Source organism: Microbacterium sp. LMX7-1.2, from assembly GCF_040675935.1.
Lineage (GTDB): Bacteria > Actinomycetota > Actinomycetes > Actinomycetales > Microbacteriaceae > Microbacterium.
In genome coordinates, this window is the sequence record NZ_JBEGIL010000001.1 from 2,040,283 (window position 1) to 2,063,776 (window position 23,494).

Annotated in this window: 21 protein-coding genes and 2 tRNA genes; 11 read left to right on the forward strand and 12 right to left on the reverse strand. The window is 69.8% G+C overall.

The window, feature by feature from the left end; genetic code table 11:
* Positions 1-3: 3 nt before the first annotated feature.
* Positions 4-1,698, forward strand: a complete 1,695-nt coding sequence (gene pknB, locus MRBLMX7_RS09915; RefSeq protein ID WP_050723515.1) for a Stk1 family PASTA domain-containing Ser/Thr kinase — start codon at positions 4-6, stop codon at positions 1,696-1,698.
* Between the two features lie 32 nt (positions 1,699-1,730).
* Here pknB and MRBLMX7_RS09920 read toward each other — a convergent pair whose 3' ends face one another.
* From MRBLMX7_RS09920 to MRBLMX7_RS09930, 3 genes are read right to left on the reverse strand one after another with little or no spacing between them, the layout of a single operon-like run.
* Positions 1,731-2,366, reverse strand: a complete 636-nt coding sequence (locus tag MRBLMX7_RS09920; RefSeq protein ID WP_363368073.1) for an anthranilate synthase component II — start codon at positions 2,364-2,366, stop codon at positions 1,731-1,733.
* Positions 2,363-2,518, reverse strand: a complete 156-nt coding sequence (locus MRBLMX7_RS09925) for a hypothetical protein (protein WP_363368075.1) — start codon at positions 2,516-2,518, stop codon at positions 2,363-2,365. Before MRBLMX7_RS09925 ends, MRBLMX7_RS09920 begins: the two co-directional genes overlap by 4 nt.
* Before the next feature lie 22 nt (positions 2,519-2,540).
* Complete coding sequence (locus MRBLMX7_RS09930) at positions 2,541-3,335, reverse strand: class E sortase (RefSeq protein WP_363368077.1); 795 nt, start codon at positions 3,333-3,335, stop codon at positions 2,541-2,543.
* An 89-nt stretch (positions 3,336-3,424) separates the two neighbouring features.
* Between MRBLMX7_RS09930 and MRBLMX7_RS09935 the strand changes: the two genes are divergently transcribed.
* Positions 3,425-3,664, forward strand: coding sequence for a cell division protein CrgA (locus tag MRBLMX7_RS09935; protein WP_363368080.1), 240 nt, complete (start codon positions 3,425-3,427; stop codon positions 3,662-3,664).
* A gap of 180 nt (positions 3,665-3,844) precedes the next feature.
* Here MRBLMX7_RS09935 and MRBLMX7_RS09940 read toward each other — a convergent pair whose 3' ends face one another.
* Together MRBLMX7_RS09940 and MRBLMX7_RS09945 are read right to left on the reverse strand one after the other, a co-directional pair.
* The gene (locus MRBLMX7_RS09940; RefSeq protein ID WP_363368082.1) at positions 3,845-4,741 is read right to left on the reverse strand and encodes a rhomboid family intramembrane serine protease; all 897 of its coding nucleotides are present in this window, start codon (positions 4,739-4,741) and stop codon (positions 3,845-3,847) included.
* Positions 4,742-4,762: 21 nt separating this feature from the next.
* On the reverse strand, positions 4,763-5,320 hold the full coding sequence (locus tag MRBLMX7_RS09945; RefSeq protein WP_050723520.1) for a peptidylprolyl isomerase: 558 nt from the start codon (positions 5,318-5,320) through the stop codon (positions 4,763-4,765).
* Between MRBLMX7_RS09945 and MRBLMX7_RS09950 the strand changes: the two genes are divergently transcribed.
* Positions 5,319-5,987 (forward strand): DNA helicase, encoded by a 669-nt coding sequence (locus tag MRBLMX7_RS09950; RefSeq protein ID WP_327037280.1) that lies wholly within the window; start codon positions 5,319-5,321, stop codon positions 5,985-5,987. The genes MRBLMX7_RS09945 and MRBLMX7_RS09950 overlap by 2 nt on opposite strands.
* A gap of 50 nt (positions 5,988-6,037) precedes the next feature.
* Positions 6,038-6,499: an aminoacyl-tRNA deacylase gene (locus tag MRBLMX7_RS09955; RefSeq protein ID WP_363368085.1), complete on the forward strand. Its 462-nt coding sequence runs from the start codon at positions 6,038-6,040 to the stop codon at positions 6,497-6,499.
* Between the two features lie 31 nt (positions 6,500-6,530).
* On the opposite strand, the gene MRBLMX7_RS09960 is transcribed toward MRBLMX7_RS09955, so the two are convergent.
* Entirely contained in the window at positions 6,531-6,953 is a 423-nt protein-coding gene (locus MRBLMX7_RS09960) for an NUDIX hydrolase (protein ID WP_050723521.1), read from the reverse strand.
* A 169-nt stretch (positions 6,954-7,122) separates the two neighbouring features.
* Between MRBLMX7_RS09960 and MRBLMX7_RS09965 the strand changes: the two genes are divergently transcribed.
* The 3 genes from MRBLMX7_RS09965 to MRBLMX7_RS09975 all read left to right on the forward strand — a co-directional run bounded on the left by MRBLMX7_RS09965 (position 7,123) and on the right by MRBLMX7_RS09975 (position 10,088).
* Complete coding sequence (locus MRBLMX7_RS09965) at positions 7,123-7,569, forward strand: hypothetical protein (protein WP_363368087.1); 447 nt, start codon at positions 7,123-7,125, stop codon at positions 7,567-7,569.
* A gap of 88 nt (positions 7,570-7,657) precedes the next feature.
* Positions 7,658-8,869 carry a lytic polysaccharide monooxygenase gene (locus tag MRBLMX7_RS09970; protein ID WP_363368089.1) on the forward strand — a complete coding sequence of 404 codons (1,212 nt, stop codon included), beginning with the start codon at positions 7,658-7,660 and terminating at the stop codon, positions 8,867-8,869.
* 103 nt (positions 8,870-8,972) lie between these two features.
* Positions 8,973-10,088 carry a M24 family metallopeptidase gene (locus MRBLMX7_RS09975; protein WP_363368091.1) on the forward strand — a complete coding sequence of 372 codons (1,116 nt, stop codon included), beginning with the start codon at positions 8,973-8,975 and terminating at the stop codon, positions 10,086-10,088.
* 80 nt (positions 10,089-10,168) lie between these two features.
* On the opposite strand, the gene MRBLMX7_RS09980 is transcribed toward MRBLMX7_RS09975, so the two are convergent.
* Positions 10,169-16,198, reverse strand: coding sequence for a GH92 family glycosyl hydrolase (locus MRBLMX7_RS09980; protein WP_363368093.1), 6,030 nt, complete (start codon positions 16,196-16,198; stop codon positions 10,169-10,171).
* 162 nt (positions 16,199-16,360) lie between these two features.
* Here MRBLMX7_RS09980 and MRBLMX7_RS09985 point away from each other — a divergent pair, with 162 nt between their 5' ends.
* Positions 16,361-17,368, forward strand: a complete 1,008-nt coding sequence (locus MRBLMX7_RS09985) for a LacI family DNA-binding transcriptional regulator (RefSeq protein WP_363368095.1) — start codon at positions 16,361-16,363, stop codon at positions 17,366-17,368.
* A gap of 90 nt (positions 17,369-17,458) precedes the next feature.
* Here MRBLMX7_RS09985 and MRBLMX7_RS09990 read toward each other — a convergent pair whose 3' ends face one another.
* The gene (locus MRBLMX7_RS09990) at positions 17,459-18,187 is read right to left on the reverse strand and encodes a gamma-glutamyl-gamma-aminobutyrate hydrolase family protein (RefSeq protein ID WP_363368097.1); all 729 of its coding nucleotides are present in this window, start codon (positions 18,185-18,187) and stop codon (positions 17,459-17,461) included.
* Between the two features lie 120 nt (positions 18,188-18,307).
* Here MRBLMX7_RS09990 and MRBLMX7_RS09995 point away from each other — a divergent pair, with 120 nt between their 5' ends.
* The gene (locus MRBLMX7_RS09995) at positions 18,308-19,219 is read left to right on the forward strand and encodes a LysR family transcriptional regulator (RefSeq protein ID WP_363368099.1); all 912 of its coding nucleotides are present in this window, start codon (positions 18,308-18,310) and stop codon (positions 19,217-19,219) included.
* Between the two features lie 20 nt (positions 19,220-19,239).
* Here the strand turns inward: MRBLMX7_RS09995 and MRBLMX7_RS10000 are convergent, their stop codons facing one another.
* Together MRBLMX7_RS10000 and ilvD are read right to left on the reverse strand one after the other, a co-directional pair.
* The gene (locus MRBLMX7_RS10000) at positions 19,240-19,521 is read right to left on the reverse strand and encodes a hypothetical protein (RefSeq protein ID WP_363368101.1); all 282 of its coding nucleotides are present in this window, start codon (positions 19,519-19,521) and stop codon (positions 19,240-19,242) included.
* Between the two features lie 238 nt (positions 19,522-19,759).
* On the reverse strand, positions 19,760-21,664 hold the full coding sequence (gene ilvD, locus MRBLMX7_RS10005) for a dihydroxy-acid dehydratase (RefSeq protein ID WP_363368103.1): 1,905 nt from the start codon (positions 21,662-21,664) through the stop codon (positions 19,760-19,762).
* Between the two features lie 76 nt (positions 21,665-21,740).
* On the opposite strand from ilvD, the gene MRBLMX7_RS10010 reads away from it, so the two are divergent.
* Together MRBLMX7_RS10010 and MRBLMX7_RS10015 are read left to right on the forward strand one after the other, a co-directional pair.
* Positions 21,741-22,562 (forward strand): helix-turn-helix transcriptional regulator, encoded by an 822-nt coding sequence (locus tag MRBLMX7_RS10010; protein ID WP_363368105.1) that lies wholly within the window; start codon positions 21,741-21,743, stop codon positions 22,560-22,562.
* A gap of 148 nt (positions 22,563-22,710) precedes the next feature.
* Positions 22,711-23,196, forward strand: coding sequence for a DUF3253 domain-containing protein (locus MRBLMX7_RS10015; RefSeq protein WP_363368107.1), 486 nt, complete (start codon positions 22,711-22,713; stop codon positions 23,194-23,196).
* 71 nt (positions 23,197-23,267) lie between these two features.
* On the opposite strand, the gene MRBLMX7_RS10020 is transcribed toward MRBLMX7_RS10015, so the two are convergent.
* Together MRBLMX7_RS10020 and MRBLMX7_RS10025 are read right to left on the reverse strand one after the other, a co-directional pair.
* A tRNA-Ala gene (locus MRBLMX7_RS10020) sits at positions 23,268-23,340 on the reverse strand.
* A 26-nt stretch (positions 23,341-23,366) separates the two neighbouring features.
* Positions 23,367-23,440: transfer RNA gene (locus tag MRBLMX7_RS10025), tRNA-Ile, on the reverse strand.
* Positions 23,441-23,494: the final 54 nt, after the last annotated feature.

The following is a 23,494-nucleotide window of genomic DNA, read 5'->3' on the forward strand; positions in this document are numbered from 1 at the left end:
TACGTGTCGACAGAGCCACGCGTTCTCGCAGGTCGCTATCGCGTCGGCGAGCTCATCGGGCACGGCGGCATGGCGAAGGTGTACCGCGGCTACGACCTGACTCTGGGCCGTGACGTCGCGATCAAGATCCTCGACCCCGAGCTCGCCCGCGACACCGCGTTCCGCACCCGCTTCCGCCTCGAGGCGCAGTCGGCGTCGCGCATGTCCCACCCGTCGATCGTGCGCGTCTACGACGCCGGCGACCCCTCGGCTCCGGGCGACGACTCGAACGACCCGCCGTACATCGTGATGGAGCTCATCGGCGGCACGCTGCTGAAGGACATCATCGCGCGCGGCCCGGTCCCGGTCGAGGACGCGGTCCGCTACGTCGACGGCATCCTCGAAGCCCTGGACTACTCGCACCGTGCCGGTGTCGTGCACCGCGACATCAAGCCCGGCAACGTCATGGTGACCGACAAGGGCCAGGTGAAGGTCATGGACTTCGGCATCGCGCGCGCGGTGTCGGACTCCTCGTCGACGGTGGCCGAGACGACCCAGATCATCGGCACCGCCGCGTACTTCTCCCCCGAGCAGGCCAAGGGCGAGCCCGTCGACGCACGCGCCGACCTGTACTCGACCGGCGTCGTGCTCTACGAGCTGCTCACCGGGCGTCAGCCGTTCCGCGGCGAGTCCCCCGTGGCCGTCGCCTACCAGCACGTGAGCGAGACCCCCGTACCTCCCACCGAGGTCAACGAGGACGCCCCTCCGGCGCTCGACCCCATCGTGCTGCGCGCGCTCGCGAAGGACCCGTACCAGCGATTCCCGGATGCCGCGCACTTCCGCGCGGCGCTCGACTCCGCGGTCACCGGCGCGACCCCGACCCGCAAGGAGATCGGCGCCCTGACGAGCGAGCTGTACGGTCCGAGCCCGCGTCAGGCGCAGGAGACGGCCCGCTCGCTCCGTCAGCTCAGCACCGACACGACCATGGCCCGCACGCAGTCCGGTCCCCCGGTCGCATGGATCTGGGCCGGCGTCGCGCTGCTGGCGGTGCTGCTCGCGTCGGTGCTGTTCTGGGTCTGGACGATCAGCATGCGCCCGGACGAGGTGCCGGCGGACTCCCGCACCGTCCCCGATCTCGTGAACGTGTCGGCCGAGAGGGCGCAGGACGACCTGGGCGAACTCGATCTCGCGTCGAAGCTCGTGCTCGAGTCGAGCAGCGACATCGCCGAAGGCAACGTGATCCGTACGGATCCCGAGGCCGGCACCGCGGTCACCGAGGGCGACACCATCACGGTCTACGTCTCCTCGGGTAAGGAGACCGTCGTGGTCCCCACGCTCGAGGGGCTGTCGCTGGATGCCGCCAAGGAGGCGCTCGCACAGGCGGGACTGCAGCTCGGCACGGTGATCCAACGCAACGACAAGGGGCTCGCCGCCGACACGGTGATGGAGGCCAGCGAGGCCGCCGAGGCCGAGGTCGCCCCGAAGACCGCGGTCAACCTGGTCGTCGCGAGCGGACGCATGACCCTCACCGACGTCACGGGGTGGACGCTCACCGCGGCGACTGCGGAGCTCGAGCGCATCGGGCTCGTGGCGACGCCGGTCGAGCTCACGGACTGCACCCCGAACAACCCGCCCACGGTCGCGGCGATGTCGATCGCTCCGGGCGATGTGCCGATCGGCTCGACCGTCGAGCTGCGGTACTGCGCGGCCGCGGGCTGATCCGCCGCACGCGGACCGTCGCAGGCACGGGTTCAGCCGCGCGACAGGGGATGCAGACGCTCGGCGCGCGGCACGGCGTTGCGATCGCCGCACAGCGAGAGCCAGTTCGCGAGCAGCCGGTATCCGCCGTCGGTGAGCACGCTCTCCGGGTGGAACTGCACGCCGAAAATCGGCAGCTCTGCGTGAGCGAGCGCCATCACGGTGCCGGTCGCCGTGCGCGCCGTCACGACGAGCTCAGCGGGCAGCCTCTGCTCGTCGAGCGCCAGCGAATGGTAGCGACCGACCGCGAACGGCGAGGGGATGCCGTCGAACAGCGCCGCGCCGTCGTGTGCGACCTCCGACACCATGCCGTGCATCAGCTCCGGCGCCTCGGAGACGGGAGCGCCGAACGCCGCGCCGATGGCCTGATGACCGAGGCACACGCCGAGCAGCGGCATCCCCAACCGGGCCGCGACGCGCACGGCCGCGATCGAGGCCCCGGCGTCGGCAGGTGCTCCCGGCCCGGGGGAGACGAGCAGGGCGTCGAACTGCGGCAGCATCCCCTCCAGGATCGCCGCGTCGACGGCATCCGCCTCGATCATCGCGACGTCTGCGCCGAGCTCGCGCAGATAGCCGACGAGTGTGTGCACGAAGCTGTCGTGGTTGTCCACGACGAGCACGCGGGTCATTCGAGGTCGACCTCGCCCGGAGTGATGATCGGACTCAGCCACGGGAACACGTACCAGAACAGCCCGTAGAGCACGGCCGCGACGACCACGAGCAGGATGAACAGCTTGAGCCACCAGGGGCCGGGCAGGATGCGCCAGAGTGCGGCGTACATGGTTCCTTCGCGTTCCCTTCGGTCAGATCGACGGCGCGGCCGGCGGCGGAGGCGGATCGGTGAGTGCCGGGGGCGGCCCCTCGGCGCGCGGCTGGAAGCTCTCGAAGACGCCGTACGCGACGATGCGCTCGGCGAGGGAGTACAGCGGGGAGCAGGCCGTGAGCGTGATGTAGCGCTCGCCCGTCTCGACCCCGGGCATCTGCGGCACGTCGAGCAGCACGTCGGTCTGTGTCGGCTTGACGTACTCGAGTGTGCGGAAGCGGTAGGTGAACCAGCCGTCGGCCGTCTCGACCACGATCGCGTCGCCGAGCTGCAGCTTGTCGAGCTGGTTGAACGGCTTGCCCCAGGTGGTGCGGTGCCCGGCCATCGCGAAGTTGCCGACCTCGCCCGGCATCTTGGAGTTCGTGTAGACGCCGATGCCGAGCTTGTCGAGTGTGCGGGCGCGGCTCGTGCCGCCGTAGATCCCGACGTTGTACTCGGAGCCGAAGCGGGGAATGTGCATCTGGGCGAGCCACTGCGCATCGGCGGGCGGCGCGGGGACCACCGGCTCGTACACGGTGGTGCCGTCGTCGGTCTCCACGACCGGCGGGAGCTCGGGCACAGGAGCCTCCGCGAGCTCCTGAGACATCTGCGCGCCCTCGTCGTTCTTCTGCGCGCTGATGATGATGTCGCCGATCCACATCTGCCAGGCGACGAACAGCAGCACCAGGACGCCGGCGGTCAGCAGGAGCTCACCGAGGACGCTGGTTACGGTGGCGCGCGATCGAGGGCGGCGGCGTCGGCCACGTCGCTCCCCCGAGACGACGGATGCGGTCATGGCGCGATCCTATCCCGCGGGCCTGTGCACCGGCCCCGGATCGACGCCTGTTTTCCGTCGCATATACCTCTCATGGGTACAATGTCGGAATGGCACGAGAGCGCAAGACCGAAGAGCCCGACGCACCGCGCACCGAGGGCGAATCCGCACCCAACGCGGTGTGGTTCAAGCCGGTGATGATCGGCTTCATGCTGCTGGGCCTCGCATGGATCCTCGTGTTCTACATCTCCGGGATGCAGTTCCCGATCCCCGGTCTCGACAACTGGAACCTCGCGATCGGTCTGGGCATCGCCCTCATCGGGTTCCTGATGACCACCCGCTGGCGCTAGACGCCGCCCCCTCTGCCTCGAAGGCCCCTCGCATCGCGAGGGGCCTTCTGCTGTCTCCCGGCATGTTTCCCACAGCCGTCCACAAGGTCACCACAGAGTTATCCACAGGGTTGTGCACACCTGGGGAGAATTACACGGATGTTATTCACACCTGTTAACGAACCTGTTAACAACCGCTGATCAGGCGTAGACCGAGGTGATCAGCAGGGGAGGGACGACCGCGACGACGGCGATGAGCAGCAACGTGAGTCCCACGAGCATCGCGATCTGCGCCGCGCGCTGCTCACGTCTCCGCGTGCGCGTGAGGATCAGCGCCACGACTGCGCCCACGACGGCTCCACCCAGGTGCGCCTGCCAGGCGATGCCGGGAACGAAGAAACCGAAGATGAAGTTGATGCCGAGGATCACGAGGATGCCGGTGACGTTCGCCCCGATGTGCCGCCCGATGATGAGCAGAGCGGCCATGAGCCCGAAGATCGCCCCGGAGGCGCCGACCGTCGCCGTCCCCGGATCGAGGAGGGCGACGGCCACCGAACCGCCGAGACCGCTGATGAGGTAGAGCGACAGGAAACGGACGCGACCGAGCATCGGCTCGAGACTCTGCCCCAGCATCCACAGGGCGAGCATGTTCAGACCGAGGTGGATGAAGCCGCCGTGCGCGAAGACCGCGGTGAGCATGCGCCACGGCTCGAATGGCAGGAGGAAGAGGTCGGGATACAGGTAGCGGGGCGCGAACAGCAACTGTGCTGTGATGGCGTCGCCGAGGCCAGGCACCATCTGCAGCAGGCCGATGATCGAGGTCACCAGCAGCAGCGCGTAGGTGACGACGGGCTTGCCGCTGCGTGCGGTGCCCATGGCCGGGCGCGTGCCCCAGCGACGTGCGGCCCTCTTCTGGGCGGGGGTGCGGTTCTTGCGCTCCGCCGCCATGCACTCGGGGCAGATGACCCCGACCGCGGCCTGGGTCTGACACTCGGGGCAGATGGTGCGCAGGCACCGCTGGCAGAGCACGAAGCTCTGCCGATCCGGATGCCGGTAGCAGAAGTTGTCGCGGTTGTCCGCGAACTCAGGCGTGGTCATCCGGATCGGCCAGCCTCGGACTCAGGCGGCGACGATGTCGATCGACTGCAGGACGACCGGCTCGATGGGACGGTCGCCCGCGGCGGTCGGCACCGCGGCGATCGCGTCGACGACGGCCTTGGACGCGTCGTCGGCGACCTCGCCGAAGATCGTGTGCTTGCCCTGCAACCACGGGGTCGGGTCGGTCGTGATGAAGAACTGCGAACCGTTGGTGCCCTCGACCTGACCTGTGATCGCGTTGCGACGCAGGCCGGCGTTCGCCATGGCGAGGATGTACGGGTCGTTGAAGTTCAGGTCACCGTGGATCTCGTCGTTGAAGTTGTAACCGGGACCGCCGACGCCCTGACCGAGCGGGTCGCCGCCCTGGATCATGAAGTTGGGGATGATGCGGTGGAAGATGACGTCCTTGTAGAGCGGTCCCTCGCCGGGCTTGCCGGTGGCCGGGTCGGTCCACTCCTGGGTGCCGTCGGCCAGACCGACGAAGTTCTTGACCGTCTTCGGGGCGTGGTCGCCGAAGAGGTTGATGACGATGTCACCGTGGTTGGTGTGCAGGGTTGCGACGTGAGAAGCATGAGCCATGCCCTCATTCTCTCAGAGCTTCGTGTGGATCGGCCGGGATCTAGCGTCGATCCGCCCTCAGCGCAAGGGCTCGGCGATTCCCTCGCCCCTTCCAGGGTGGCGTGGCAAGATGGTGAACCCGTACTCCAATCGACAGGAGAGCATCGTGAGCATCAGCCGCAAGCGGAAGAAGGAACTGCGTCGGCTCCAGTCCGACGCCAACCAGCTGTGGGAGAACCAGCAGATCCTCGTCGGCCACGCCGCCGATGTCGCTCGTGAGGCCGGCCGTCAGCTCGGCCACTTCGGACGTGAGCAGGTCGCGCCCGTCGTGCAGGACACGTACAACCGCCGCGTCGCTCCCGTGCTCGACCAGGGTGCTCGTCTCGGCCGTCACGTGGTCGACGACAAGGTCGTCCCGATCGTCGGCGGCGTCGTCGGCAGCGCGCTCACCGCGTGGGACGTCGCGAACGCCAAGCGCCACGGCTTCGAGAAGAACGTGAACAAGGCCACGAAGAAGGTCCGCAAGGCCGTGCAGCCCGAGAAGAAGGGTCCCGGCGCCGGCGCCGTCATCGCCGTGATCCTCGGCGTCGCCGCCGCCGTCGGCGTGCTGTACACCGCGTGGCAGGCGCTTCGCGCCGACGACGAGCTGTGGGTCGCCGACGACCCGCTGTCCGCGCCCGACGCGTGATCACGCCCCACGATCCGTCGACCTCCGGGTCGGCGGATCCGCATGCGCGCGTGAAAGACGCCGCGGCCGCCCGTGATCTCGCGGTCGAGATCCGCGAGCGTCCCGCGGCGAACAGCCTGGTCGAAGCGGCCGAGATCCTCGGCATCCCGCCGTCCGGCATCGTCAAGACACTCGTCGTCAAGCGATCCGACGACACCTACCTGTTCGCGCTGGTGCCCGGCGGGCGTTCGATCTCCTGGGCCAAGCTGCGGGCGGTCGTCGGCGTGAACAAGCTGCGTCTGCCCGAGGCCGAGCTGGCCCTCGCCGCCACGGGCTACGAGCGCGGGACGATCGTGCCCATCGGCAGCACGACCGACTGGCCCGTCTTCGCGGACGAGACGATCGTCGGTCAGCGGATCGCGATGGGGGCCGGTGCGCACGGGTACAGCCTGTTCGTCGACGCCGACGACCTGATCGCCGCATACGGGGCGACCGTGGCCGACATCTCGGTGCCCGAGGAGTCCCGGGGCTGACGGCCAGCCTTCGCTTGCCGTGCCGAGCGCGTCAGAGCAGCCCGGCCATGCGGAGCGAGATGTCGACGAGCTTCACGCGCTGCAGCTCGGCCACGGACTTCAGCGGGTACCACGCCGCCATGTCGGTCGATCCATCGGTCTCATACTGCAGACGACCGCCCGTGACGCTCGCGCGGTACACGATGCGGAGCGTGTGCAGCGGCTGATCGGAGTCGTTGACGCGCTGGGATGCCGGGATCACGCGCGAGTGTATGCCGAGGAGCTCGCCGACCTTGACGGTGTACCCGGTCTCCTCCCGCAGCTCGCGGCGCACCGCCGCCTGCGGGTCCTCGCCCGGTTCGAGTCCGCCGCCGGGCATGGTCCACGCGACCCGGCGGCCCTCGATCCAGCGCGCCAGCAGCAGCCGCCCGTCGTCATCGGTGACGACTGCGTATGCCGCGACACGCATGTCCATCTCCCCACCCTAACCGGACGGGCATGGAACGACGACCCGCATGTCCCCGGTCCGCCTCGGCCCCGCTCCGTTCCGCGTCGTGGGAATCGATCACGAATCGAGAAGCGCCGACCGCGGCGGCATCCCTAGGGTGAAGTCATCACCGAGAACCCCAGGAGAGGAGCCAGAGATGGCCGACAAGGAGACCGGCTTCAGCGCCGAAGAGCGCGAGGCCATGAAGGCCGCAGCCGACGACAAGAAGAAGGCGCGCTCGCGCGCCAAGAAGACACCGGAGGAGGTGCGTGCAGAGGGCGAGGCCGACCTCAAGGCGTCGCTCGAGAAGCTGTCCGACACCGACCGCGAGATTGCGGAGGGGCTGCACGCCCTCGTGTCGGAGGTCGCGCCCGAGCTCATGCCGCGCACGTACTACGGCATGCCCGCGTGGGCGAAGGACGGCAAGGTGCTGTGCTTCTTCCAGCCCGCGAGCAAGTTCAAGACCCGCTACGGCACGTTCGGCTTCGAGCAGCCGGCGAACCTCGACGACGGCACCCTCTGGCCGACCGCGTACGCGGTGCTCGCGCTCGACGCAGCGAACCGGAAGTTCCTCGCGGAACGCCTGCGCCTGGCGATGAGCTGAGCCGTCACGTCGCACGGCGGACGGCGGGTCAGGAACGTATGCCGGGATACCGCGAGTTCCCGGCATACGAGCCGATATCACTGGAGGCATGACACCTCGCAGACGACTCGGAGCGACCACGCTCGCCGTGGCCGCGATCACCGCCGCCGGACTCCTCACCGCCCCCGCATCCGCCTTCGGCCACGGCTACGTGGGAGGGTCGTCCTCGACCCTGATCTCCCGCGCCGCGTGGTCGGCGAACGCGGATCGCGGAGCCGTGCAGTTCGAGCCGCAGAGCCTCGAGGCACCGAAGGGATTCCCCGCGGGCGGTCCCGCCGACGGACGACTCGCCTCGGCCGGCGGGCTCTTCGGTGGCACGCTCGACGAGCAGACCGCGACGCGGTGGCAGAAGAACGTCGTCGAGGCGGGACCCGTGCAGGTGGCGTGGTCGCTGACGGCTGCCCACCGCACCGCCCAGTGGCGGTACTTCATCACGAAGCCCGGATGGGATCCGAACGACGAGCTGGAGCGTGCGGACCTCGAGCCGCTCGCGACCTTCGACGGACGCGGGGACATCCCGGCGGTCCCCACCGTGCACACCCTCACGATCCCGTCGACACACACCGGCTACCACGTCATCTACGCGGTGTGGGACATCGCCGACACCACCAACGCGTTCTACAACACGATCGACATCGACGTCCGCGGCGGGGGAGCGGGCACGACCCCACCGGTGACGACGCCTCCCGTCACCGTGCCTCCCGTCACCGTCCCGCCGGTGACCGTGCCGCCGGTCAGCGCCCCTCCCACGACCGCACCGCCGGTCACGACGCCCCCGACGGCGACCGCGCCCGGCACGCCGAGCGGGGTGCACTCCATGGGTCGCACCGCGTCGAGCGTCGACCTGATGTGGAAGGGCGCGGCGGGCGCGACCTCGTACCGCATCGAACGCTCCACCGACGGGATCGCCTACTCCGCGGTCGGGACCTCGGTCTCGGCGCGTTACCTGGACTCGGGCCTCGCCGCGGGCACGACGTACCGCTACCGGATCGTCGCCGTGTCAGCGGCGGGCGAGGCGGCGAGCGCCGTGTTCACCGTCTCGACGACCGCCGCCGCACCGACACCGCCCGCACCCGTGACGCCGCCCGTCACCACGCCCGCCGTCGGGATCCCTGCCTGGACGGCCGTCGGCACGTACACCCGGGGTGACCTGCGCCGCCATGAGGGCGTCGTGTACCGGGCCGTGCAGTCGCACCGCGCCTGGGGCGACCCCTCCTGGATCACCGCCCTCGCTCTGTGGGAGCCGGTGGGCACCCGCTGATCAGCTCCGACATCGTGCCCTCCCGACCTTCCGGGAGGGCACGAGCGGTTCCGGGGGCGCAGGACCGTGTCGCCGACCGCCGCGTCGCAGTAGCGTGGATGCCGTGAGCACACCGCCGTTCCCCGCTTCCGTGTACGCCGCCCGCCTCGACCGCGCGAGCGCGCTGGCGGCCTCGGCGGGACTCGACGCGATCATCGTCGGACCCGGACCCGACCTGCAGTACCTCGTGGGCGTCGAGGGAGACACGATCGAGCGTCTCACCGCCCTCGTGCTCGGCCCCGGCATCCCGCCGACCGTCGTCGTCCCGCGCATGGAGCTCGCCAAGGTGCGCAGCACCGCGGTCGGCGAGCTCGGCCTCGCGGTGTCCGACTGGGTGGACGGGGAGGACCCGTACGCTCTGGTCGCCGAGGCCCTCGGCTCGCCCGCGCGCGTCGGCGTCTCCGATGCACTGCCGGCCCTGCACGTCGTGCCGTTGGGGGAACGCCTGGGCGTGCGGATCGAGCTCGCGACCCCGGTGCTCCGCGAAGGGCGCATGATCAAGGACGCCGACGAGATCGCCGAGCTCCGGCGGGCGGGAGCGGCCATCGACGCCGTGCACCGCCGCGTGCCGGAGTGGTTGCGCGCCGGACGCACCGAGCGCGAGGTCGCCGCCGACATCGCCGCCGCGATCGTCGAGGAGGGGCACCGCACGGTCGAGTTCGTGATCGTCGGATCCGGCCCCAACGGAGCCGACCCGCACCACGAGGTCTCGGACCGCGTGATCGAGGACGGCGACGTGGTGGTCGTCGACATCGGCGGCGCGGTCCCGAGCGGGTACAACTCCGACAGCACGCGCACCTATGTCGTCGGAATTCCCGACCCGCAGGCCGCCGAACGCATCGCCGTGCTCGTGCGCGCACAGCAGGCGGCGGTGGATGCTGCGCGACCCGGCGTCACCGCGCACGACGTCGATGCTGCAGCCCGCAGCGTGCTCGAGCAGGCCGGACTCGGCGAGGCGTTCCTGCATCGGACGGGCCACGGCATCGGGGTGTCGGTGCACGAGGAGCCCTACATCGCGCCCGGCAACGACCTGGTGCTGCGCGAGGGGATGGCGTTCAGCATCGAGCCGGGGATCTACTTCGCGGGGGAGTGGGGCGCCCGCATCGAGGACATCGTCGTGCTCACGGCCGACGGATGCGAGCGACTGAACGTCGCCCCGCACGGCCTGACGTCGGTCTGAGGCCGCGTCCCGCATCCGGCATCCGGCATCCCGAACCGCCCCTCCCGGTGGCCGGAAGGGGCGGATCAGGATGCCGTGGCTCAGGCCTCCGTGCGGCTCGTCCGGCGGCGCCGTACGACGAGCACGCCACCCGCCGCGAGCAGGCCCAGCATCAGCACGATCAGCGCGATCGGCGCGGCGCCACCCGTCCCGGCCAGCCCGTCACCCGTCGCCGCCGCGGCGGTGACCGTGAGAGATCCCTGCGCGCTGAGCCCGGATGTCGTGCCCTCGACCACCAGCGTGTGCTGGCCGACCGGGGCGTCCGCGGGGATCGTGACGACCGTGCGGAATGCTCCGCTGCCGTCGGCCGTGACCTCGCCCAGGCGGATCGGATCGGAGAACAGCGTGATGGTGATGAGCTCACCGGCCGCGAAGCCGCGACCCGAGATCTCGATCGATCCTCCCTGCACGACCACCGACACTCCGAGCACCAGCTCGGCCTTGAGCACCGGGGTGCTGCGCACGTCGATCGTCAGCGGCGCCGACGTCGACGGACGGAACGCGTCCGGATCCGAGGGCACGAACCGCGCCGTGTAGGTGTGCGCGCCCGAGGTCGTGATCGTGACGTCTGCCGTCGCGATCCCGGCGGAGACGTTCGCCGAGCCGACGACGACCTCGCCCTCGAGGAACTCCACCTGTCCGGCAGCGCCCGCGGGCTTGACCGTCGCGATCAGGGCGATCGCCTCTCCTGCCACGGGGTCGTCCGATCCGGCCGAGAGAGTGACCGAGGTGTTCTTCGGTGCCGTCGGGTCGCCGACGATCAGGAGCGAGGCGCGGGCCTCGACCTTCGAGACGACGCCGAGTGCCACGATCGGGTGATCGCCGTCCACGGCGCCCGCGGGGACCGTGACGCCTCCGCTGATCGTGCCGTCGTCCTCCGCGGTCACCACCGCCGGCTCCTCGGCGTCGATGCGGATCGCCACGCTCTCGCCCGGGGCGAAGCCCTCACCCGTGATCGTCACCGTCTCACCCGGTGCCGCCTGCGCGGGTGCCTGGATCGTCGGCTCGAACACCGGCACCGGGTCGGCGACCGTGATCGTCAGCTGCGTCGCGGCCGACTTCACACCGTCATCCGCCGTGACCGTCACGGTGTACGCGCCGGCCTTCGCGTACGTGTGGGTGCCGGCGACGGCGCCGTCCGCCACGTCGACCGCGGAGACGGGTGATCCGTCGCCCCAGTTGACGACCGCGCTGATCTCGCCCATCCCGCCGACGACCGTCGCCAGGGTGGCGTCGAACTCCTCGCCGGTGATCTGCTCGCCGACCGCGCCGGGCGTGAGGGCCAGATCAGCGGCCGCCGCGCGATCGCCGTCCGAGGCGATCGCGAAGACGTGCACGCGTCCGTCGTTCAGCGAACCGGGCTCCTTCGGCATCGTGAGCGACTCGACGACCTTCGGCTTCCCTCCGCCGTCCAGCGTGAGGGTGATCGGGGCGGTGGCGTAGATCGCCGTGTTCTTGACGCTCGACTCCGCTACGGTGCCGGAGAGTCGGCCCTCCGAGATCGTGAGCACCGTGTTGCCCTTGTAGGGGTTCCCGGATGCTCCGACCCAGTCGCCGAAGCTGATCGTCACGGTCTGGGTGCTGCCGTCGGTGAAGTGCAGCACGGCATCCGAGTCCCGGTTGCTCTCGGTGGCCGTGCCGATGAACGACAGCTGCGTCGCGCCGGCGCCCAGCGACACCTTGACGGTCTGTCCCTCGCCCGTGATGTTGTCGGGCGCGCCGGCCGGAATGGCCGGCAGGTCATAGGTCAGCGTCGTGCCGGGCACGGTCAGGGTCTGCCCCTGCACGAAGCCGTCGGCATTGACCTTGTCGCGGAAGTAGCCGTGCCCCTGCGAGTCGCAGTTCGCCGCGGTCACCCCGAGATCGCCGATGCAGACGTTGTTGAACGAACCGATCAGGGTCTCGTCGCGGAACACCTCGATCGTGGCGGTGGCCTGAGCCGCCGCACCGCTCGAGTCCCGCACCGTGACGACCGCCGAATACGTGCCGGGAGCCGTGAAGGTGTGCGGGGCGCTCACCTTCCATCCGCCCAGCTCGTCACGGGTAAGGGCGACGTCCGCCGCCTCGCCGCCGTCGCCGTAGTCGACCGTGACCTCGTAGCCCGCGGCCTCGGTCTCGGTGCCGACGATCGTGGCGAGAGAGCCCGTGAACTCCGTGCCGACGGCCACGCGCTGCGGCGCACCGGCGGCGATCGAGAGTCCGTCGGCCGCCGAGGCCGAGGCGAACAGCTCCACCTCGGACAGCGCGAGCGGGGCACCGCCGCTCTTCATGCTGAGCTTGACGCTCGTGTAACCGCCCGCTCCCTGCGCCGTGAACGGCCGGGTCTGCGAGTCCCACGTGAACGTCTCGCCCTCACGGCTGTCGAGCTCGGTCCAGGTCGTGCCGTCCATCGATCCGGACAGCGTCCAGCTCGAGGGAGCCGCGGCTTTCGACGCGCTCGTGAGCGTATACTGCCCGATCGACACCGGGCCGGACTGCGAGGCCCAGACCAGTTCGGCCGAGTCGCCCGCGAAGGTGACGGTCGAGTTCATGTTGTCGTCCACGAGCGAGCCGACGGGGGTGCCGTCGGCCGCGGCGAGCGCGCCACGACCGGGCTTGGTCGCGTCCACGAGCGTGGTCGGGACCTCGAGCTCCTCACCCAGGTCCTTCGCTCCCCACGTCGAGGGCGTCTCGCTCATCGTGAAGTCGATCGTGCCGCCCGCGCGCACCAGGTCGCCGTCGAAGGTCGTCTCGTCGACCGCGGTGCCGTTGATGCTGACGCCGGCGACGTAGTCGCGACCCTCCGACGCTCCGGGGGCGTTGATGACGAGGTCGGTGTCGCCGATCGACAGCGTCGCACTGTCGAACAGCGGCGTGCCGATCGTGTAGTCGCCCGAGCCCACCTCGAGCGGGTAGAAGCCGAGCGCCGAGAAGACGTACCAGGCCGAGAACTCGCCGTTGTCCTCGTCGCCCGGGTAGCCCTGGCCGATGTCGGAGCCCACGAACAGGCGGTCCTGGATGTCGCGGATCAGCGCCTGCGCGCCCGAGGGGTCGCCGGCCTCGGCCAGCACGTACGGGATGTGGTGGGCGATCTGGTTCGACATGCCCAGCATCCCGAGCCGCACGTCCCGCGCCTCGCGCGCCTCGTGGATGCCGGAGTAGTCGGCCTTCTCCCGGACGGTGAGGAAGTCGTGCATGACGTCGAGCAGCTCCTGGCGCCCGCCGTACAGGGCCGCGAGGCCGTCGACGTCGTGCGGGGCGTGGAACCCGAAGGTCCAGGCGCTCGCCTCGGTGAAGGCACCGCCCCACGCCTTCTTGTCGAACTCGGCGCCCGAGGTCCAGGAGCCGTCGGCGTTGCGCGAGGTGAAGGTGCCGGCTGCGGGGTTGAACATCTCGACGTAGTGATCGGCACGCGCCTCGAAGTAGGTCGCCTCCTCCTTCAGCTGCTCGACGCGGTCGGCCGGGGTGTTCGGGTCCTCGGAGAGCTTCTTCGCCATCTCCGCGATGCCGAAGTCGTTGATGTAGCCCTCGAGACCCCAGGAGGCGCTCTCGTGCGTCGTGGCCTCGGTGTACCCGAGGAAGATCGACTGAGCGAGGCCCTTGCGACCCACGGCGTTGGATGCCGGGAGCACTGTCGCGTTCTTGACGGCCGCGTCGTACGCCTCGAGCGCGGTGTCGGTGTCGAGCGCACCGGCGAGGTACGCGTCGGCGAAGGCGACGTCGGAGCTGGTGCCGGTCATGAGGTCGGCGTAGCCGGGGGAGGACCACCGGGCGACCCATCCGCCGTCGCGGTACTGCTGCACGAAGCCGTCGACGAGCTCTTCGGTCACGTCCGGGTAGAGCAGGGAGTACAGCGGCCAGGCCGTGCGGTAGGTGTCCCAGAACCCGTTGTTCACGTAGACCTTGCCGTCGACGATCTTCGCGTTCGTGCGGGTGTCGGATGCCGCGCCGCTGGTCGCGGAGACGGGGCTCGCGTACTGGTAGACCGGGTTCTCCTCGGAGCCCGTGTTCTCGAACTGCGAGTTCGGGTAGAGGTTCAGCCGGTACAGGCTCGAGTAGAGCGTGACGAGCTGCGTGTCGGTCGCGCCCTTGACGTCGTGGACGACGCCGAGCCGCTCGTTCCAGGCGTCGCGGACCGCGGCGTGCGCATCCTCGAACGAGACGCCCTGCAGCTCGAAGTCGTGGTTCTTCTTCGCCTGGTCCTGCGAGATGAACGACGACGACAGACGCAGCTCGACGGTCTTGTCGCCGCTCGTGTCGAAGGCCGCGTAGCGCGCGGTGCCGTTGCGGTCGCCCTGCGTGGTCGCGCCCGCGGTGAGGGGGGCCCGGTCGAACGTGCCGTAGACGAACATGCGCGTGCGTCCCGGCCAGCCGGAGCCGCCATCGACCCAGCCCGACACCGTCTCACCGCTGATCTGCAGCTTGGAGGAGTTCACGAGCTGGTCGACGAGGATCGAGCTCGTGTCGCCGGTGAACTCGAAGCGGTAGATCGCACCGTGGTCGGTGGCGGTCACGGAGGTCTGGATGCCGTTGTCGAACTCGACGCTGTAGATGTCCGGCCGCGCGGTCTCGTTCTCGTGGTGGAACGGGAGCTTGCGGTCGTTGAGCGACGAGGTGGGGTTGCCGTTCGCCGCGGGGAGCACGGCGATCTGGTTGCGGTCGCCCATCCAGATGCTCGGCTGGTGCGAGAATCCGATGCCGTTCAGCGCGGGCAGGTTCTGCGCGTTGTTGGCGCGCTGGTACTGGTAGATCGTGCCGACGTTGTCGGCGTTGGTCATCGGGGTGATGAAGTTGAAGCCGTTCGGCCAGGCCGTCGCCGGCAGGTTATTGCCGCGCGAGAATCCGCCGGTGGAGTTCGTTCCGCGGCGCGTGTCGACGTACGACACGAGGCCGTCGGTGGTGTCGAGCTGCGCGGCTGCGCCGATCTCGACGTCGTCGAGCCAGCCGCTGAAGGCTGTGGCCGCGGTGGGCGTCTCGACGCCCTTCACATCGGATCCGGGGTGGTCGTAGGTGAAGAGGATGTCGCTCACGGTGCGGCCGGCGAAGGCACCGAGGTCGACGGTGACCTTGTTCCACTGGTTCGGCCAGAGGACGTTGGCCTGCCCCTGCTGGCGGGCGTTCGCGCCGTAGCCGTAGGAGTCGACCGCGCCGCTCGTGGAGAGCCGCGTGCCGTCGTCGAAGGTGAGGTCGACCGCGACGAAGGTGGCCGCGTACGTCTGCTCGCCGTCGAGCACGGGGAAGACGAGGTACGAGAGCTCGCTGTCGTCGGCGACGTCGACCGCGACGTCGTCGTACAGCACCGTGGTCGAGGAGGCGGGGCCTGCGTCGAGGTGGCGGCCGACGTACTGCAGGGCCTTGGTGCCGGTGAAGCCGACCCCGGTCTTCGCCGTGTCCGAGCTGGTCGGACCGCTGCCGATCTGCAGCATGAGGTCGGCGGGCTCGGGCGTCGCGCCCTCGACGGCGATGGGCTCCCATCCGGCGAGCTGCACGATGTTCTTGCTCGGGGTGCGCGTGGCGAGCACCTCCAGGCGGTAGTAGAGGTACTCGGCGCTGGGGTCTGCGAGCGTGAACGACCGCGTCTGACCCCGGCCGGTGAAGAGCTCGCCGCTGCGCTCGTCGACGGTCACCCAGTCCGTGCCGTCGTTCGAACCCTGGATGCGGAAGTCCTTGGGGTCGCGATCGGGCTCGTCGTTGCCGGAGGTGAGCGTGTAGCTGCTCATGGGCTGCGCCTCGGCGAGCTGGTACTGCAGCCAGCCCGTGTTCGCGAAGGCGAGCCACTTGGTCGCGGCGTTGCCGTCGGCCGCGAAGGCGGCGGCCTCGCCGGGGGTGTTCTGGGCGGATGCCGTCACGGCCGTCACTCCTCCGAGCACGCTTCCCGGTGCGAAGCGGCTGCCCGTGACGTTGATCGCATCACCTGTGCCGGTGAGCACGGGGGCGACGTCGGCGGTCTCGAAGGACGAGGCGAAGGCGGTGGCGCCGGCGGCGGTCGCCGACATCGGCGTCAGCATGGCCAGGCCCACGGTCACCGCGACCCCGGCGGCTGCCCAGGATCGTCGGGGGGATCGTGCGTTCCTCGGGGTGGGGACCCTCATGGTCGTTCCTCTCACTCCACTGCGTCGTGGTGGTCTGGGTTATGACATCGCTGTCATATGCTGAGGACGCTACCACAGCGGTGTCGTCGTGGGGAAGGACGATCCGCGAAGACGCACCGGTCATAATGGGCTATCCGCCCGCGAGGGCCACGAAGGGGTTCCATGTCACGACCAGAAGGCGGCGCCGCAGTGCGCCCCACCCTCGCGCAGGTCGCCGCCCGCGCAGGCGTCAGCCTCAAGACGGCGTCGCGCGCGCTCGGCGGAGAGTCGTACGTGAGCGAGAAGACCCTCGCAAGCGTGCTGGAGGCCGCGGCAGAGCTCGACTACCAGCGCAACGCCGCGGCGAGCCTGCTCGCGAGCGGACGCCTCGCGGACTCGATAGGGCTCATCACGGGTGACGTCACGAACCCGTTCTACTCGGCGCTCGCGCAAGCCATCGAGGACGAGATCCGCCCGCGGGGCATGCACCTCTCCGTCGCCAACTCGCGCGAATCCGCCGAACAGGAGAAGCGGGTCGCCCGCGACCTCGCGGATCGGCAGACCACGGCCGTCATCACGGTCTCGGCCATGACGGATCACAGCGGCTACGCGCAGCTGCAGGCCCGCGGCATCCCCGTCGTGTTCGTCGACCGTCCCGCCGAGAACCTCGCCGCTGATTCGGCGGTCTTCGACAACCTCGAGGGCGGTCGCCTCGCCGCGCGGCACCTGATCGACGCCGGGCACCGCCGCATCGCGTTCATCGGCGACTACGCCTGGCTGCCCACCTACCGACAGCGCCTCGCCGGCATGGGGGAGGTGCTCGACGAGGTCGACTCCGACTGGCGCGACCTGCTGCGCACGGACGCGCACGACGTGGCCTCCTCACGGGCCTGCATGCGGGGTCTGCTCGCCCTCGACGCACCGCCCACGGCCGTGGTCGCCGGGAACAACCGCATCCTGCTCGGCGTCATGGAAGAGGTCGCGGGAAGAGCGGATGCTCCCGCCGTGATCGGCTTCGACGACCCGGAATGGGCGCGGGTGCTGGGCGTCAGCGTCGTCACGGGCGACGTCGAGGCCCTCGGTCGCCAGGCCGCACGCCTCGCGGTCTCGCGTCTAGGTGATCGCACCCGCCCCGTCGAGACGGTCACGGTGCCCATGCGTCTGATCGCCCGTCGTTCGACGACCGAATGACCCCGGGTCTCGGCGTGTCACCGCCGACGGCGGACGACAGCACCGCACAGGCGTCCGACGGCGAGACCAGATCGGAGGGACAGCGGCCGATCACGCGCGACGTGAGCTGACCCGCACGAGCTGGTTCTCCCGCGCCGACCCCCGACGGTGCACCGCGCGCAGGAGCCCGGTCAGCTGCGCCCGCGCGACGGCCGGGTGCTCGGGATGCCACTGCACCCCGAGGAACGGCAGCGACTCGTGGGCGATGGCCTCGATCACCCCGTCGTCGGAGTGCAGCACGGCGTGCAGTCCACGCCCCAGCTCGTCGACCGCCTGATGGTGCATGCACAGCGCAGGGGGCTGCAGTCCAGGAGCGAGCGTCGCGACGCCGGGGACCGCCGTCGCGACGAAGGGATCGGCCCCGCCGCCCCGATGCCCCGACACGTGCTGGCGCAGCGTCCCCCCCAGCGCGACGTTCAGCAGCTGATGCCCGCGGCAGATGCCCAGCAGAGGACGGCGCTGGCTCACCGCATCCATGATCACGGCGATCTGCATGCGGTCGGCGCGACGCTCGTACGGCGTGCGGGTGGGTCGGTGATCGCCCTGTCCGTAGAGGGACGGGTCGATGTCGTCCCCGTCCAACAGCACCACGATGTCGGCCTCGCGAGACGCGCGACGCAGGGAGTGCTCGGGGTCGGATCCGGCCGCGTGCAGCGACGCGGTCCATCCCATGTCCTGGACCGCCGAGACCGCCGAGGCGTTGAGCGCGTCGAGGAGGCGCTGGTACTCCGCGCCCGCGCGGGATCGTCGGGTGCGGACGTGGAACAGCGCGGCGTGCATGAGACCAGACAACCCGCGCGACAACCCCTGGTCAAATACGTTTTTCGCCGCGAATTGATAGCGTTTCGCTCGCAATGCGCCCGTAACGCCGCGGTAATACCGGGCACGTATCGTGCCGTCATGGAACTCCGTCAGCTGCGCTACTTCATGGCGGTCGCCGACGAGCTCCACTTCGGCCGGGCGGCGCAGCGCCTGCACATGTCACAGCCCCCGCTTAGCGTGCAGGTCGGGCGTCTCGAACGCGAGGTCGGCCTCCCCCTGTTCGAGCGCAGCACCCGCCGGGTGTCACTCACCCCGGCCGGGCGTCATCTGCAGGCCCGCGCCCGCCGGATCCTCGATGAGGTGGATGCCGTGCGCGCCGAGATGCGCGACTACGTCGACGGTCTCGCCGGACAGCTCACGGCGGGATTCGTGAGCTCGGCCAACTACACCGTGCTCCCCGAGGTCGTGCGATTGTTCCGCGCCCGCCGCGATCGCGTGAACCTCACCCTCCTGCCGCTGACCTCGGGCGAACAGCTCGACCGGTTGCGCGATGGGTCGATCGACGTCGGGATCGTGCGCGACGAGTTCCCGGATGCCGGCTCGTCGCCGTCGCGCCTGCTCACGGAGGTCGTGTTCGAGGAGCGCCTGGTGCTCTGCCTTCCGGTGGGCCACCCGCTCGCCCGACGCGCCGAGGTCTCGGTCGCGGAAGCGGCCTCGGTGCCGATGATCGCCTACCCGCGCGCTCTCATGCCCGGATTCGTCGACCGGGTGCGTGAGGTGCTCGGACAGGACGGCGGCGGCGTCCAGATCGTCGAGGAGGTCGCGCATCAGGAGACCGCGCTCGGCTTCGTGGCGGCCGGCGTGGGCGGCAGCATCCTGCCGGAGTCCGTGCGTCAGCTCGCCCCACCCTCGATCGCCGTGGTGCCGCTCGCGGGTTCGCCGACGACCCGGTTGGTGGCGGCACGGCGGATGCGGCCGGACGACGACGCCCTCACTGCGGCCTTCGTCGCCTGTCTGCACGACGCGGCGTCCTCCCTTGCACCGCTCTGACGTCGGCGGCGCGTGCGTGCTCACACGAGGTCGTAGTACCCGCCGCAGGGGAACTCGAGGTCGCCGGTGTCGCGTGCGTCGTACGCCACGGTCGCGACGCTGATCGTGACATGCGTCCGCGGCGTGACGAGCACGCTCACCGATCGGTTGCCCACCACGGTCATGTCGACGAACGTGCCGGCCGTTTCCACGGCGTCCTCGATCCGACGGCGCAGGTCCCCCACGTCCTGGTCCTGAGAGAGGAGGAAGCTGGCTCCGTCGATGGTCACCTCTGTTCTGATCATCGTCTTCGCTTCGCTCATGCCCGGCACGGTACGCCGGTCGCGTCGAGATCGAGAAGGGGTTGCATCCTCCGGGGTCGGATGGCAGGACACGCCCGGCCTCGCTTCCTACGAAGCACCTATGGAAGCGCATCCACTCAGTCTGGGAATTGCCTGAATCCCAGGTCAGAGTTGTTAACAGATTCATCCACAGGTGTGGATGACTGTATGACCGTTCAGGGATCAGGCCGACGCCGTCCTCAGGGGAACCGGCGCGCTCTCAGACCAGCGCGGATGCTGCGCGCAGCTCCTGCTCGCGGAGCGCGCGCTCGACCGCCTCGACATCGCGGACAGCGCCCCGGTCGGCCGAGGTCGCCATGGTCGCGTACGAGCGCAGCGCGAGCGACACCGGTCGCTGACGGTCCTTCGGGCGGTAGCCGCCGTTCTCGAGCAGCGCGGCGCGGCGGCGCTCGAGCTCGGCCTCCTCGACCTGCAGCGTGAGGTCGCGCGTCGGGATGTCGATCGAGATGATGTCGCCGTCCTCGACGAGCGCGATCACGCCGCCCGACGCCGCCTCCGGCGAGACGTGCCCGATCGACAGCCCGGAGGTGCCGCCCGAGAAGCGCCCGTCCGTGATGAGGGCGCACACCTTGCCGAGGCCGCGACCCTTGAGGAACGAGGTGGGGTGGAGCATCTCCTGCATACCCGGTCCGCCCTTCGGACCTTCGTAGCGGATCACGACGACGTCACCCGGCTGCACCTTCTTGCCGAGGATCTTCGCGACGGCCTCCTCCTGCGACTCGCACACGACCGCCGGGCCGGAGAACACGAGGATCGACGGGTCGACGCCCGCCGTCTTCACGACCGCGCCGTCGACGGCGATGTTGCCGCGGAGCACCGCGAGCCCGCCGTCGGCCGAGTAGGCGTGCGCGGCGTCGCGGATGCATCCGTTCTCGGCATCCGTGTCGAGCTCGAGCCAGCGCTCGGACTGCGAGAACGCGCTCGAGGAGCGGACGCCGCCGGGAGCCGCGTACCAGAGGTCCTTCGCCTCGTCGGAGACGGAGTCGCGCCGGATGTCCCAGGCGTCCAGCCACGACGTCAGCGACGGGGCGTGGATCGACGAGACGTCGTCGTTGAGTGCGCCCGCACGGTGCAGCTCGCCGAGGATGCGGGGGATGCCGCCCGCGCGGTGCACGTCCTCCATGTAGTACATCCGGCCGTATGCCGGGTTCGGCGCGATCTTCGCGAGGCACGGCACCCGACGCGACACGGCGTCGATCTCGTCGAGACCGAACGCGACGCCGGCCTCGTGCGCCGCGGCGAGCAGGTGCAGGATCGTGTTGGTCGATCCGCCCATCGCGATGTCGAGGGCCATGGCGTTCTCGAAGGCGTTGTAGCTCGCGACGGCGCGGGGCAGCACCGAGGCGTCGTCCTCGTCGTAGAAGCGCTTGGTGATCTCGACCGCCACCTCGCCCGCCCGCTCGTACAGCGCGCGGCGCGCGGTGTGCGTCGCGAGCACCGAGCCGTTGCCGGGGAGCGCGAGGCCGAGCGCCTCGACCAGACAGTTCATGGAGTTCGCGGTGAACATGCCCGAGCACGACCCGCACGTCGGACACGCGTTCTCCTCGATGCGCTGGATGTCGGCATCCGACACCGTGTCGTTCGCGGCCTCCGAGATCGCGTCGACGAGATCGAGGGTGCGGACGCTGCCGTCGACGAGCGTCGCCCGACCGGACTCCATCGGACCGCCCGAGACGAACACGGTCGGGATGTTGAGGCGCAGCGCGGCCATGAGCATGCCCGGGGTGATCTTGTCGCAGTTCGAGATGCACACGAGCGCGTCCGCCTGATGCGCGTTCACCATGTACTCGACCGAGTCCGCGATGAGGTCGCGCGAGGGGAGGGAGTACAGCATCCCGCCGTGGCCCATCGCGATACCGTCGTCGACCGCGATGGTGTTGAACTCGCGGGGGATGCCGCCGGCCGCGCTGATCGCGTCGGAGACGATGCGGCCGACGGGCTGCAGGTGCGTGTGCCCGGGGACGAACTCGGTGAAGCTGTTCGCGACGGCGACCATCGGCTTGCCGAAGTCGGCGGCGTTGACGCCCGCGGCGCGGAAGAGGGCACGGGCACCGGCGGCGTTGCGGCCGTGGGTCACGGTACGGGAGCGAAGAGGAGTCGGCATCGTTCCACTGTGGCCTCGCGCGCACGGAGGAGGAAGACGGCGCTGACACTAGTAGTGGGAGTACTAGGTTTGTGAGGTGACCTCGGATGAGCAGAAGCGCGCGGAGCTGGGCGGATTCCTGCGCGCACGTCGGGAGCAGCTCGACCGCGTCACCTACGGACTCCCACCGGCCGGGCGCGGCCGCACGGTCGGCCTCCGGCGCGAAGAGGTGTCGTTCCTCTCCGGCGTGAGCGTCACCTGGTACACCTGGCTCGAGCAGGGGCGCGACATCAATCCCTCGCGACAGGTGCTGGATGCCGTCGCCACGGCGCTGCACCTCACGGTGGCCGAGCACGACTACGCCTTGACGCTCGCGGGCTTCGCCCCGCAGCGCCCCGGGGGAGGGGAGCCGGTCGAGACTGCGCCCCCGCATGTGCAGCGGTTCCTCGACGCCCTCGACGAGCATCCGGCCTACGCGCTCGCGCCCGACTGGGGCATCGCGGGCTGGAACCGAGCGTACGAACGGCTGTACACGAACGTCGCCACGACCCCGCCCGAGCAGCGCAACCTGCTCCGCTTGATCTTCACCGACCCCGCGGTGCGCTCACTGCTCGACGACTGGGACGACACCAGCCGCCGGTTCCTCGCCGAGTTCCGCGCCGAGGCCGGACCGCGGCTCGGCGACCCCCGCTACCGCGACCTGATCGGGCGACTGCGCGAGGAGAGCCCGGAGTTCCGCGAGCGCTGGGAGAGCCACGGCGTCGGCGGTTTCGAGTCGCGTGAGCGCGTGTTCCAGCATCCGGCCCTCGGGCGTCTCGTGTTCGAGCACCATCAGATGCGCCCGTCGGACCAGACCGACATCCAGCTCGTCGTCTACACCGCGGATGCCGAGACGCGCGAGCGCTTCGCGGTGGGCTAGGGAGCCCGTTCGCCGACGCCCCGTGTGGTCGTCGACGCCCCTACTGAACGACGCCGCTCAGCCGGGGCGTGGACGTCCAGCAGGGGCGTCGACATGCGGAGAGGTCAAGGCCCTCGTCGACCCCGCCCACGTGACGCAGACTGCTCGCATGTCTGCTGAGCAGCCTCCGCACACCGAGGACGGCCATCATGTCGTGATCGACGGTCGGAAGTGGCGTGCGACCGACCCGTCGATCCCCGAGTCCTTCCGACAGGAGCTCGTCGACGAGCTGATGGCCGCACGCCGCGCGGTGAAGACCGGGGAGTCGGATGCCCGCGCACGCGTGAACGATGCGAAGACCGCTCTCGGCGAGCGCGGTCACCCCTGGTGGGAGGAGTCCGCAGGTCCGGCCTTCGACGACCGTATCGCCGCCACGATCCGTGCCCTCACCCGCAAGCGCACCGAGTCGTCGATCTGCCCGAGCGACGTGGCGCGCACGATCGGTGGGGACTCGTGGCGGGCGCGCTTGGATGACGTGCGCCGCGTCACGGGGGAACTGGCCGATCGGGGCGACGTCGTGGTCACGCAGAAGGGCGAACCGGTGCGTCTCGCGGAAGTGAAGGGTCCCGTGCGCATCCGGCGCGCACCGCAGTGAGACCTCGACCGGGGGAGAAACGAGAAGGCCCCGCACATGGCGGGGCCTTCTCGAACTGTCTCAACACAGTGTGGAGCCTAGGAGATTCGAACTCCTGACATCCTGCTTGCAAAGCAGGCGCTCTACCAACTGAGCTAAGGCCCCGTGAGGGTACTTCTTGAATTACAGGGTGGGGCTACCAGGACTTGAACCTGGGACCTCTTCATTATCAGTGAAGCGCTCTAACCGCCTGAGCTATAGCCCCGTCAACCTCCAAGACTTTACCGGAGAATCGTGGAAATACCCAATCGAGGGCGGG